We start from the raw sequence: 12,364 nt of genomic DNA on the forward strand, positions 1-12,364 counted from the left end.
ACCGGCCCCGGCCCGCGCACCCGCACCGGCCCCGGCCGCCCCGCCGACCACGGCGGGGCGGCCGGGGCCGTCGGCCGTCAGCGGCCGGAGGCCCGCCCGCCGCGCGCCCCGGTCGTGCGCCGCGTGGGCTCCGCGGTCGTCGGGTCCTCGGGCCAGGGGTGCTTGGGGTAGCGGCCGCGCAGCTCCGCCCGCACCGAGCGGTAGCCGTCCCGCCAGAACGACGCCAGGTCCGTCGTCACGGCGGCGGGCCGCCCCGCGGGCGACAGCAGGTGCACCAGCAGCGGGACGCGTCCGCCGGCCAGACGCGGCGCCTCCCGCCAGCCGAACAGCTCCTGGAGCTTGACCGCGAGCACCGGCCGCTCCCCGCCGTAGTCCACCCGTATCCGCGACCCGGAGGGCACCTCGATCCGCTCCGGAGCCAGCTCCTCCAGCCGGGCGGCGTCCCCCGTGGCCCACGGCAGCAGGGCGGTCAGCAGCCGCCCGGCGTCCAGCCGCTCCAGGTCGGCCCGCCGCCGCGCGCCCTCCAGGGCCGGGCCCAGCCACTCCTCCGCCCGCGCCGCCAGCGCTCCGTCCGACACGTCCGGCCACGGCTCGCCCAACTCCCGGTGGAGGAAGGCCAGCCGTTCCCGCAGCGAGCGCGCCTCCCGCGTCCAGCGCAGCAGACCCGGCCCCTCGCGCCGCAGCCCGTCCAGCAGCGCGGCCCGCACCAGCGCCGGATCGGGCTCCGGGAGAGGTGAGGAGGACAGCTCGATCGCGCCCAGCCGCTCCACGCGCCGGGCGACCACGTCGCCGGCGCCGCCGTGCCGCCCGTCGGACCAGCGCACCTCCTCCTCGCGGACGTACAGCGCCCCGGCGGCCCGGCGCGCGGTGTCCTCGTCGATCACCGCGGCCAGCCGCACCCGCGCGGAGGCCGACCCCACCGGGCGGTCCGCGACGGCGACGGCCAGCCAGGGCACGTCCCGCAGCCCGGAGCCGGGGGCGAGTTCGGCGCGCGTCCCGGAGGCCATCGGACACGTCCGCTCGCCGCGGGAGCGCGCCACCCGCTCGGGGAAGGCCAGCGCCACCACCAGGCCCGCGGCGGCGTCGTCCGGCAGGCCCGACGAGCCCGGCGAGCCGGTCGGCTCCGCCGCCCGTCCCCGTCCGTCCTCCGGCAGGAGGTCCACCAGGCGCCGCGCCTCCGCGCGCCATCGGGCGGCGTACGCGTCCGCGCCGCGGCGCGCGGCACGCCAGGCGGCCGCCACCTCGTCGCCGTACTCCCGGGGCGGCTCCTCGGCCAACAGCGCCACGACCTCCGCCGCCCGCCGGGCCCCCACCAGGGGCGCCCCGTCCAGCAGGGCGCGGGCCAGCCGGGGGTGGAGGCCCAGGCGGGCCATCGCCTCCCCGCGCCCGGTCGCCCGCCCGGACCCGTCCACGGCGCCGATCGCGCGCAGCGTCTCGCGGGCCGCGGCCATCGCCCCGTCCGGGGGCGGGTCGGGCAGCGCCAGGCCGCGCGCGTCCGGATCGCCCCAGCAGGCGGCGCGCAGGGCGAACGCCGTGAGGTCCGCGACCGCGATCTCGGGGGAGGGGAACCGCGGCAGTCGCCCGTGCTCGGCCTCCGACCAGCAGCGGTACACCGTGCCCGGCGCCTCGCGCCCGGCCCGGCCCGCGCGCTGCTCGGCCGACGCCCGCGAGGCCCGTACCGTCGTCAGGGCGCTCAGGCCGCGGGCGTGGTCGGTGCGCGGCTCGCGGGCCAGGCCCGAGTCCACCACCACCCGCACCCCGGGGACGGTCAGGCTGGACTCGGCGACCGCCGTGGCCAGCACCACCCGGCGGCGCCCGGCGGAACCGGCCAGCACCGCGTCCTGGACGGCGGCCGGGGCCCGTCCGTGCACCTGGAGCACCTCGGCGTCCACACCGCCGTCCAGGAGGGCGGCCACCCTCGCGATCTCCCCGACGCCGGGCAGGAAGCACAGCACGTCGCCGCTCTCCTCCCGCAGCGCCCGCCGCACCACGGCCGCGACGTGCTCCAGCAGGGCGGGGTCCACCCACGTCCCGTGCGCGGGGCGCACCGGACGGTGTCCGGGGGGAGGCGCCCACACCACCCGCACCGGGTGGGTCGCCCCGGGCGTCTCCACCACGGGCGCGTCCAGCAGTCGCGCCCAGCCCTCGGCGTCGGTGGTGGCCGAGGCGGCGACCAGGCGCAGGTCGGGACGGAGCGTCGCCCGCACGTCCAGCAGGAAGGCGGCGGCGGTGTCCGCGTCCAGGTGCCTCTCGTGGCACTCGTCCAGCACCACCACGTCGACCCCGGGCAGCTCCGGGTCGCGCTGGAGGCGCTGGAGCAGCACCCCGGTGGTCACCACCTCCACCGCGCACTCCGGACCCACCGCGCGCTCGCCGCGCACGGTGAACCCGATCCGGCCGCCCACGCCCTCGCCCAGCAGCCAGGCCATCCGCCGCGCCGCGGCCCGCACCGCGATGCGGCGCGGCTCGGCCACCACCACGCGCCGGACGGGACGGGGGCGGCCGGGGTCCTCGGAGGACGTCAGGCCTGCCAGGGCCAAGGGCACCAGCGTGGTCTTGCCCGTGCCGGGCGGCGCGCACAGCACCGCCGCCCCGCGCGTGGTCAGGGCGTCCTCCAGGGCGGGCAGGACGGAACGTACGGGCAGCCGGTGGAGGGCGTCGGTCCGCAGGGGCATGCCCCTATCCTCGCAGCGCTCCCCGGGCCTCAGTCGCGCTCGCAGACGAAGATCGCCGTGCCCGGGATCAGCCGTCCGCGCAGCGGCGACCAGCCGCCCCACACCTGCCGGTTCCCCTCGGGCCACTCCGGTTCGACCAGGTCCACCAGGCGGAACCCGGCGGCGACGACGTCGCGCACCCGGTCGCCGAGCGTGCGGTGGTGCTCGACGTAGACGGCCCGCCCGTGCTCGTCCTGCTCCACGTAGGGCGTGCGGTCGAAGTAGGAGGAGTGGACCGTCAGCCCCTCGACGCCCGGCTCGTCGGGGAAGGCCCAGCGGATCGGGTGCGTGACGGAGAAGACCCAGCGCCCGCCCGGCCGCAGGACGCGGTGCACCTCGCGCAGCACCCCCAGCGGGTCGGCGACGAAGGGCAGCGCGCCGTAGGCGGAGCACGCCAGGTCGAAGGAGCCGTCGGCGAAGGGCAGGGCGCCGGCGTCGGCCTGGACGAGGGGGAACGCCGGAGCGTCGGGGGACGCCTGCGCGATGCGCAGCGCGTGCTGGAGCTGCCGGTGCGAGACGTCCAGCGCCACCGGCCGGGCGCCGCGGGCCGCCAGCCAGCGCGAGCACTGGGCCGCCCCGGAGCCGACCTCCAGCACGGACCGCCCGGCCAGTTCCTCCGCCGGGCCCAACAGACGGGCCCGTTCCTCGTCCAGCCCCTCGGGGCCCCACACGAAGCGGTCGTCGCCGAGGAAGTCCCCGTGCTCGCGCTGGTAGTCGTCCGCGTTCCGGTCCCACCACAGGCGGCTGGCCCGGACGCTCTCCGTGCGACCGGCCTCGCGGCGCGTGACCTCTGGTTCGTTCTCTTGGTTCATGCTGCCCGTCGTCGTAGCCTGCGGTCGGAAGTCGTGGCCCGCGGCCGGCGGGCGCGCCGGAGACCCGTGGCCTCCCGGGGCGCCGCGGACGTGGTGGGAAAGTACGAGGAAGGCCCCGGAAGAGCCTCCGAAAGCGGTGACATCCGCCGGTTATGAGGCTTAAGTTCCTCGTGTCCTCGTTCGTACATTGACCCTGCCCGGCCGCCCCCGTATGCTACAAGTTGCGCTGCGGGCCTGCGCGCCTCGGACGGAGCAGGTCGCGCTCGCATCTGTTGTATGTCCCCTCGGTTGTCGAGGTGCTTGTGATTTCCTCGGAGATCTTCACAGAAGCACCTCTCAGGCTGTCCGGCTTCGGCAGTGCGATAAGGGCTCTCGGCGTAGCAGTACCTACGACTTCAATGTCCGTACCGGAGCCCTTTTCCACATGACGAGCAGCACCGAGACCACCGTGACCACCCCGCAGGTTGCGGTTAACGACATCGGTTCCGAGGAAGCCTTCCTCGCCGCGATCGACGAGACGATCAAGTACTTCAACGACGGCGACATCGTCGACGGCGTCATCGTGAAGGTCGACCGGGACGAGGTCCTGCTCGACATCGGCTACAAGACCGAGGGTGTCATCCCTTCCCGTGAGCTGTCGATCAAGCACGATGTCGACCCGAACGAGGTCGTCGCCGTCGGTGACGAGATCGAGGCCCTGGTCCTCCAGAAGGAGGACAAGGAGGGCCGCCTGATCCTCTCGAAGAAGCGTGCCCAGTACGAGCGTGCCTGGGGCACCATCGAGAAGATCAAGGAAGAGGACGGCATCGTCACCGGTACCGTCATCGAGGTCGTCAAGGGCGGCCTGATCCTCGACATCGGCCTGCGCGGCTTCCTCCCGGCCTCCCTGGTCGAGATGCGTCGTGTCCGCGACCTCCAGCCGTACGTCGGCAAGGAGCTCGAGGCCAAGATCATCGAGCTGGACAAGAACCGCAACAACGTGGTTCTCTCCCGCCGCGCCTGGCTGGAGCAGACCCAGAGCGAGGTCCGCCAGACCTTCCTCACCACCCTGCAGAAGGGCCAGGTGCGCTCGGGTGTCGTCTCCTCGATCGTCAACTTCGGCGCCTTCGTGGACCTCGGCGGCGTCGACGGTCTGGTCCACGTCTCCGAGCTGTCCTGGAAGCACATCGACCACCCGTCCGAGGTCGTCGAGGTCGGCCAGGAGGTCACCGTCGAGGTCCTGGACGTCGACATGGACCGCGAGCGGGTCTCCCTGTCGCTGAAGGCGACGCAGGAGGACCCGTGGCAGCAGTTCGCCCGGACCCACCAGATCGGCCAGGTCGTCCCCGGCAAGGTCACCAAGCTCGTGCCGTTCGGTGCGTTCGTCCGCGTGGACGAGGGCATCGAGGGTCTGGTCCACATCTCCGAGCTGGCCGAGCGCCACGTGGAGATCCCGGAGCAGGTCGTCCAGGTCAACGACGAGATCTTCGTCAAGGTCATCGACATCGACCTGGAGCGCCGCCGCATCAGCCTCTCGCTGAAGCAGGCCAACGAGGCCTTCGGCCCCGACCCGCTGGCGGCCGAGTTCGACCCGACCCTGTACGGCATGGCCGCGTCCTACGACGAGCAGGGCAACTACATCTACCCCGAGGGCTTCGACCCGGAGGCCAACGACTGGCTGCCCGGCTACGAGAAGCAGCGCGAGGAGTGGGAGCGCCAGTACGCCGAGGCGCAGCAGCGCTTCGAGCAGCACCAGGCGCAGGTCCTCAAGTCCCGCGAGGCCGACGCGCAGGCGGAGGCCGAGGGCGCCGGCGGTGCCGGCGGCCAGCAGGGTGCCGGCGGTGGCTCGTACTCCTCGGAGTCGGGCGACAACTCCGGTGCGCTGGCCTCGGACGAGGCCCTGGCGGCCCTCCGCGAGAAGCTCGCGGGCGGCCAGAGCTGACCCGACGGGTCGGCTGCCGGTCCGGCACCGGATCGGCACGCGACAACGCCTGAACAGGGCCCGCTCCCGTTTCCCGGGAGCGGGCCCTGCGGCGTTTCCACCGGAGCCCCGCCGGACGGACCGGTCCGCCGGACGTGGCACGATGCGTGATCGGGCCGGTGATCACCGGCCCCGGCACCCCCCGCGCCGGGAGGCCCTCCGGCCGCCCGACCGCGGGGAATGCGCGCTCGGCGGCGGACGTTGCCGACAGACAAGGAGCGATACAAAGGAGCGGCAGCAGTGCTGGATCCGCAGGGTCTGTACGAGTGGGAACCGACCGGCCTGAAGGAGGCCGAGGCGGCCGCCGGCGAACCCGGCAGCGCCGGACTCGTCCTGCTCTACCACTTCGAGGGCTTCATCGACGCCGGGGAGACCGGCGGGCAGATCGTCACGCGGCTGCTGGACCGCCAGCCGCACCTGACCGTCGCCCGCTTCGACGTGGACCGTCTCGTCGACTACCGCGCCCGCCGCCCCGTGATGACCTTCCGGCGCGACCGGTGGGTGTCCTACGACCGGCCCCGGCTGGAGCTGCGGCTGCTGCGGGACGCCACCGGAACCCCCTTCCTGCTGCTCGCCGGACCCGAGCCGGACGTGGAGTGGGAGAGGTTCGTCGCCGCCGTGGGCCAGATGGTCGAACGGCTCGGCGTGCGGCTGGCGGTCACCTTCCACGGCATCCCCATGGGCGTCCCGCACACCCGCCCCGTCGGTCTCACCCCCCACGGCAACCGCCCGGACCTCACCCCCGTGCGCCAGGGCCCCTTCGAGGAGGCCCAGGTGCCCGGCAGCGCCGCCGCGCTGCTGGAGCTGCGGCTGGCCGAGTCCGGCCACGACGTGCTGGGCTTCGCCGCGCACGTGCCGCACTACGTGGCCCGCTCCACCTACCCCGACGCCGCCCTGGTGGTCGTCGAGTCCATCACCGCGGCCACCGGCCTGGTCCTGCCGGAGGTCGCCCACACGCTGCGCTCGGACGCCCACCGCGTCCAGGACGAGATCGAACGGCAACTGGCCGAGGGGGACGGCGAGCTGGTGGCGGTCGTCCGCGGCCTGGAGCAGCAGTACGACGCCATGGCCGGGGCCGAGACCCGCGGCAGCCTGGTCGCCGAGCCCGTGGAACTGCCGTCCGCCGACGAGCTGGGCGAGGTCTTCGAGCGCTTCCTCGCCGAGCGCGAGAACGGCGACGGCGCCGATCTGGACGGCGGGAGCACCGCGGACGGACCCGAGGGCGGCGCCCGCCCCTGAGGAGCGTTCCGGGCCGGGGCCGTGGCCCCGCAGGCCAGGGCGACCGCCGCCGGGCGGCCTGCGGGGCTCGGATAAGGTGAGGGAGGCCGTGGCGGGCGGGGTCCGCCGCGGCGGACCGCCCCGCGTACGGAGCGGGGCGCGAGCGGGCACCGGACGGGTGGAGGCGCGACCATGCTCTCCGTGGGGCTGACGGGCGGAATCGGCGCGGGCAAGAGCGAGGTGTCCCGTCTCCTCGCCGCGTACGGTGCCGTGATCATCGACGCCGACCGGATCGCCCGCGAGGTCGTGGAGCCCGGCACCCCCGGGCTCGCCGCCGTGGTCGCCGAGTTCGGCGAGGAGGTCCTCGCCCCGGACGGCACGCTCGACCGTCCCCGCCTCGGCTCCATCGTCTTCAACGACCCGGAGAGGCGGAAGGCCCTCAACGCGATCGTCCACCCGCTGGTCGGCGCCCGTTCCGCCGAACTCCAGGAGGCGGCCGGCGAGGACGCGGTCGTCGTCCACGACGTGCCGCTGCTGACCGAGAACGGCCTCGCCCCCCTGTACGACCTGGTGATCGTCGTCGACGCCTCCCCCGAGACCCAGCTCGACCGCCTGGTGCGCCTGCGCGGCATGGACGAGGCGGACGCCCGCGCCCGGATGGCCGCCCAGGCCACGCGCGAGCAGCGGCTGGCCGTCGCGGACATCGTCATCGACAACGACGGCCCGCTGGAGAAGCTGGAGCCCCAGGTCGCGGAGGTCTGGCGGCGGCTGGGCGAACGGGCTCGCGAGACCGGCCGCGCTTGACCCGGCGGCGGGGCGGGAAGACTCCCCGCACGGGGAATATGCCCGCGCGTCGGGGCGTTCCCGTGGGGCACCACGACGTCCGCGACACCTTTCCGGACACCTTTCCGGGGAAGTCGCGTGGCGCCCCGGAACCACAACCCGTACCCGAGGACCGCGGCCCGCGGCGGACACGAACGCGGAGGGACGCGGACAAGGAGGCGCCGACGTGCCCGAGGCCACGCCCGAGACCCATGTGATCCAGTTCCGCGCCGCCGAGCAGCTGCTCGCGGCCCGCGACCCCAGGGGCGCGCTGAAGCTCCTGGAGTCGGTGGTCGCCGCCTTCCCGGAGAAGACCTCCGTCCGACTGCTGCGGGCCCGGGCCTTCTTCCTCAGCGCCCAGCTGCGCGCCGCCGAGGAGGAGTTCCAGGTCGTCCTGGAGCGCGAGCCGGACAACTCCTTCGCGCACTACGCCCTCGGCCGCACCCTGGAGCGCGCGGGCCGGGACGACGAGGCGCTGCGCCACTTCCGCCTCGCCGCGGCGCTGGACCCCCGCCCGGACTTCTGGGAGGCGGCCCGCTTCGGCGACCACGCCGCCTGAGGCCGCCCCCGGCGGTCCGCCGCCCCCGACACGGCCGGGGCACGGCCGGGGCGTGATCAGGGCATGGTCAGCCCCAGCGAGCCGGTCGTGAAGAACGCCCCCTCCACCCACTGACCGGGCGCCGGATCGTGGGGGAGCTGGGCGTCGGCGGCGGCGACGTCCACCTCGATCCCACCGAGCGTCCGCACCCGCAGCCGGTGGAAGACCCCGCCGCCGACCTCGTTCTCGGCGCGCTCGGCGGCCACCACCTCGCCCGCGAACAGCGCGTGCGCCGTCGGCCGCCACTCCGGTCCGGCGTCGTCCGGGCGGAACAGCCCGGAGGGGACGAGGAAGTTCGGCGCGAACCGCGGCCTCCGGTCGCCCTGCGCCGCGTCGTACGCCGCCGCGTCCGCGTGCAGCTCGATCCGCTCGGCCAGGGCGCTCAGCCGCAGGTGCCCCTCGGTGGGCGCGCCGGCCTCCCTCCGGCCCAGCGCGCGCAGCTCCGCGCGGTCGATCAGCTCCACCGGCAGCGGACACAGCATCTCCCCGCCCTCGCCGTCCAACAGCTCCACGTGCGCGGTCCCGTCCGGCGCCGCCGCGATCCCGCGCACCGGCACCGGCGTCCCCCGGGGCACCAGGCACGGCAGGACGTACGTCAGCGCCCCCTTGGCGTCGATCTCCAGTTCGACGCGCGTGCCGCCCGCGCCCGTCCACACCACCCGCACGGCCCCGCCGCCGACGGGCTCGGCCCGGCCGAGCCCGTACAGTCGGCGGAGCAACGCGCCGTACTCCCGCCGGTCGCGCACCTCGAACCCGATGGCACCGAAGCGACTGGCCATGACGGACCACCCCCGTGAAGAACGATCACCGTGACGGTCGTCCACCGTCCCGCTCGCTCCGCCGGGCGGCAACGGGTTTTCCGTCGGGCAGGGGCGGAATCATGGGCATGGGCGGGCGCCGACGGCCCGCCCGTCCCTCCGACCCCCTGGACCGCCCGTGACATCCGAAGCCCGCCGCCCGTCCCGCCGCGCCGCGCCGGCCGCCGCCCTGGCGCTCCTGCTCGCCCTGACCGGCTGCACCGGGGAGGGAGGCGGGACCGCCGACGCCTCCGCGGAACCGGGCCGGGAGGGCACGGCCCTGGAGGCGGTCTCCTCCCTCACCGTCAAGGGCCGCGCCCCGAGGACCGGATACGACCGCGACGACTTCGGATCGGCCTGGATCGACACCGACGACAACGGCTGCGGCACCCGCGACGACATCCTCCGGCGCGACCTGACGGACGTCTCGCTGCGCTCCGACGGCTGCGAGGTGCTCTCCGGAACCCTGGAGGAGGACCCGTACACCGGCCGCACCGTGACCTTCCGGCGCGGGAGCAGCCGGGTCGACATCGACCACGTCGTCGCCCTCTCCGACGCCTGGCAGAAGGGCGCCGCCGACTGGCCCGAGAGACGCCGCGTCGCCTTCGCCAACGACCCGCTCAACCTCCTCGCCGTCTCCGCCGCCGCGAACCGCGGGAAGGGCGACGGCGACGCGGCCACCTGGCTGCCCGCCGACAAGTCCTTCCGGTGCCCCTACGTGGCCCGTCAGGTCGCGGTGAAGGAGAAGTACGGGCTGTGGGTCACCCGCGCCGAACGCGCGGCCATGGTCCGCGTGTTGACCACCTGCCCCGACGAGCCCCTGCCGGTCGGGTGACGGGCGCCCGCCCCGACGGCACGGAAGCGGGGCACCGCCCCTCCTCCCGGAGGAGGTCCCGGGCCTCAGGAGACCGCGGGAGGCACCGGGTAGCCGCACAGCCGCCGGCAGACGACGGCCCGGCCGGAACCCGACCGGTGACCGGCTCCGACCACCGGTCGTCCGGCGTGCTCCCTCCCGCGTGCCGGACGGCACCGGGCCCGGTCCGGCCGTGGACGTGACGACTCGTTGAGGCGGCAGAGGCGGGGCGGCGCTTGGGACGCGAAGCGGGGGGATGGGAACACCCTCACACCGTATCGGCCCCGCCCCGTTCGGGGCACGCCCTGTGAGCACCCGCACATCCGCCTGACGCCGCGACACCTCGGCCGCGCGCCCGCGCCTCGACGCCCGCGGAGGTCACGGGTACCTCCGCGCGCCGACGGCGAGGACGGTCGGGGCGGGGGAGCCGCTCTCCGCGAACCGTTCGAGGGTCAATCCCGCGTCGAGGAACGTGTGGAGCAGGTCGGGCAGGGGGCGGTGCGCGGTGCCGGCCCCGCCGGCCTCGGCCCGCGCGTCCCGGTCCGTCCGCCGGCCGGGGCGGGGCACCACCGCGCCGGGCACGGCGCGGTCGGCGGCGCTCCGGCACGAGCAGGGGTGCGCGCCGACGTGGACGAGCACCCCGCCGGGCCGCAGCACCCGGGCCGCCTCGCGCAGCAGCGCCGGACGGTCGGGCGCGCGGGTCGCCACCGCGAGCACGGCCGGGACGGAGCCGGAGCGCAGCGGCAGGCGCCCGGCGTCGGCCCGCACGACCGGCAGGCGGTCGCGGGCGCGGCGCGGTGTCCCGGCGGAGACGTCGACGCCGACCGGGGTCCAGCCCAGCGCGCGGACGGCGTCGGTGTGGAAGCCGGCGCCGAGGCCGAACTCCAGGCAGACGCCGCTGCCCTCGCCGAGGAGGTCGTGCAGCAGACGGCCCAGGGCGTCCGGGGCCGGGCCGTCGCCGTCGCCGTCGCCGGGCTCGGGCAAGAGCCGCCGCGCGGCGGGGACGTCCTCCTCGTACCGGTCCGCGATCTCGTCGTACGCCGCCGTCGGCGTCATCGGCCTCTCCCCGGGTCGTTCCGTCCGACCTCTCTACGTGCCGGGGAAGTCGGGACGCTCCGGATTCCGCTCACGGCGGAACCGACGGACGTCCGGCGCCCCGGATCAGCCCGACGCCTGGCCCCCCGGCCGGGTCTCGCTCGGGCGGACGATCACGAACCCCTCGCCGTCCAGCCGGAGTTGGGCGGCCTCCCCGGAACCGCCGCGGAGCATCGAGCCGAAGCTCTGCGAACGGTGCAGGGACGTGGCGAGGTGGGTGCTCCAGCCGACGACCGCGTCGGTGTCGACGAAGACGGGCTGCTGCGGGGAGACGGGGATGACGACAGGGGCGCCCTCGCAGACCACGCCCAGCCTGCCCTGCCCGGTGAAGACGCTGTTGAACAGGCCGCCACCGGCCATGCCCGCCCCCTTGACGACCCTTATCTCGTAGCCGAGGCTCGCGTCGAAGCACAGCACGTTGCGCCCGTTGAGGGTGAGGCTGTCGCCGGGCTCGAAGTCCACGACGAAACAGTTGGCGGCCTCGTGGGCGAACCACGCCTCGCCCCGGCCGCGGACGGTCATCAGGGGCAGCCCCTCGCCGGTGACGGTCCGTTTGAGGAAGTTCCCCACCCCCTGCCCCTTCTTCTCGAACCGCAGATCGCCGCGGAAGGCGATCATCGACCCCTGCCGGGCGTAGCACTCGCCGTCCACCACGTACCTGATCGACTTCGGGTTCTGCAGGGACATCCCCGGCGCGTCGGCCGGCCGGACCGTGTTCTCGGAAGCGAAGAGATCACTGCGCATGGGCGTATGCTCCCGGAACCCCACCGGCCCGCCAAGGCACCACACGCGGGACCGCGCGGCGGCGGGGGACGTCTCCGGGCCGCCCCGTCCGCCGCCGACGGCCGGGCGCACCGCGTGGGACGCGGGCGGTACCGCTAGCGTGGGCCCATGGCGATGGACGAGGTGCGGACGGTCGACGGACTCCGGGAGAGCCCGGGGAGGTGGGGCCCGACGGCGACCGTCGAGGTGCGGGCGGACGAGGTGGGGCCCGTGCGGACGACCTACGCGCCCGACCCGGACGGCGACCCCGACCCCGGCGAGATCGTGTGGACCTGGGTGCCCTACGAGGAGGGGGACGGGCGCGGCAAGGACCGGCCCGTCCTCGTCGTGGCCCGCGAGACGACCGGCACCCTGCTGGCCGTACAGCTCTCCAGCAGACCCCGGGACGGGCGCCGCGACTGGCTGCCGATGGGCTCCGGGCCGTGGGACCGGTCCGGACGCGACTCGTGGGTGGACCTGGACCGTGTGCTGCGGGTCCACCCGTCGGGGATGCGGCGCGAGGCGTGCGCGTTGGACCGGGCGCGGTTCAACGCGGTCGTGCACCGCCTCCGGCAACTGTACGGCTGGCACTGACCCGTCCACGCCCGACGGACCGTCGACCCACGACTCAGGAGGCACCTGTGGAGGACCGGCTCAGCCCCATGCCCGAGGACTGGCGGCGCGCGCTCGCGATCGTCGCCCACCCGGACGACCTGGAGTACGGGGCGGGCGG

Annotated in this window: 11 protein-coding genes and 1 pseudogene; 7 read left to right on the forward strand and 5 right to left on the reverse strand. The window is 75.4% G+C overall.

Annotation, left to right across the window (positions count from 1 at the left end):
• Positions 1-77: 77 nt before the first annotated feature.
• The gene (gene hrpB / locus ABD335_RS15170) at positions 78-2,675 is read right to left on the reverse strand and encodes an ATP-dependent helicase HrpB (RefSeq protein ID WP_344322952.1); all 2,598 of its coding nucleotides are present in this window, start codon (positions 2,673-2,675) and stop codon (positions 78-80) included.
• A 29-nt stretch (positions 2,676-2,704) separates the two neighbouring features.
• Entirely contained in the window at positions 2,705-3,526 is an 822-nt protein-coding gene (locus ABD335_RS15175) for a class I SAM-dependent methyltransferase (protein WP_344322955.1), read from the reverse strand.
• Between the two features lie 424 nt (positions 3,527-3,950).
• Between ABD335_RS15175 and rpsA the strand changes: the two genes are divergently transcribed.
• The 4 genes from rpsA (at position 3,951) to ABD335_RS15195 (ending at position 8,085) form a co-directional block, all read left to right on the forward strand.
• The gene (gene rpsA / locus ABD335_RS15180; protein WP_344322957.1) at positions 3,951-5,447 is read left to right on the forward strand and encodes a 30S ribosomal protein S1; all 1,497 of its coding nucleotides are present in this window, start codon (positions 3,951-3,953) and stop codon (positions 5,445-5,447) included.
• 279 nt (positions 5,448-5,726) lie between these two features.
• On the forward strand, positions 5,727-6,725 hold the full coding sequence (locus ABD335_RS15185; protein ID WP_344322959.1) for a PAC2 family protein: 999 nt from the start codon (positions 5,727-5,729) through the stop codon (positions 6,723-6,725).
• A 171-nt stretch (positions 6,726-6,896) separates the two neighbouring features.
• On the forward strand, positions 6,897-7,508 hold the full coding sequence (coaE, locus tag ABD335_RS15190) for a dephospho-CoA kinase (protein WP_344322961.1): 612 nt from the start codon (positions 6,897-6,899) through the stop codon (positions 7,506-7,508).
• Between the two features lie 205 nt (positions 7,509-7,713).
• Positions 7,714-8,085, forward strand: a complete 372-nt coding sequence (locus tag ABD335_RS15195) for a tetratricopeptide repeat protein (RefSeq protein ID WP_344322963.1) — start codon at positions 7,714-7,716, stop codon at positions 8,083-8,085.
• Positions 8,086-8,141: 56 nt separating this feature from the next.
• Here ABD335_RS15195 and ABD335_RS15200 read toward each other — a convergent pair whose 3' ends face one another.
• Positions 8,142-8,903 carry a hypothetical protein gene (locus ABD335_RS15200; protein ID WP_344322966.1) on the reverse strand — a complete coding sequence of 254 codons (762 nt, stop codon included), beginning with the start codon at positions 8,901-8,903 and terminating at the stop codon, positions 8,142-8,144.
• Positions 8,904-9,060: 157 nt separating this feature from the next.
• On the opposite strand from ABD335_RS15200, the gene ABD335_RS15205 reads away from it, so the two are divergent.
• Entirely contained in the window at positions 9,061-9,756 is a 696-nt protein-coding gene (locus ABD335_RS15205; RefSeq protein WP_425583637.1) for an HNH endonuclease family protein, read from the forward strand.
• Between the two features lie 396 nt (positions 9,757-10,152).
• Here the strand turns inward: ABD335_RS15205 and ABD335_RS15210 are convergent, their stop codons facing one another.
• Positions 10,153-10,830 (reverse strand): class I SAM-dependent methyltransferase, encoded by a 678-nt coding sequence (locus tag ABD335_RS15210; protein ID WP_344322967.1) that lies wholly within the window; start codon positions 10,828-10,830, stop codon positions 10,153-10,155.
• Positions 10,831-10,935: 105 nt separating this feature from the next.
• Positions 10,936-11,613, reverse strand: coding sequence for an AIM24 family protein (locus tag ABD335_RS15215; protein WP_344322969.1), 678 nt, complete (start codon positions 11,611-11,613; stop codon positions 10,936-10,938).
• Positions 11,614-11,760: 147 nt separating this feature from the next.
• Between ABD335_RS15215 and ABD335_RS15220 the strand changes: the two genes are divergently transcribed.
• On the forward strand, positions 11,761-12,225 hold the full coding sequence (locus ABD335_RS15220; protein WP_344322971.1) for a type II toxin-antitoxin system PemK/MazF family toxin: 465 nt from the start codon (positions 11,761-11,763) through the stop codon (positions 12,223-12,225).
• Positions 12,156-12,364, forward strand: a pseudogene (locus tag ABD335_RS30805) (hypothetical protein); the annotation flags it as partial. The gene ABD335_RS15220 and the pseudogene ABD335_RS30805, both read left to right, overlap by 70 nt.

The sequence above is a fragment of the Streptomyces macrosporus genome (assembly GCF_039533145.1).
Taxonomy (GTDB): Bacteria; Actinomycetota; Actinomycetes; order Streptomycetales; family Streptomycetaceae; genus Streptomyces; species Streptomyces macrosporus.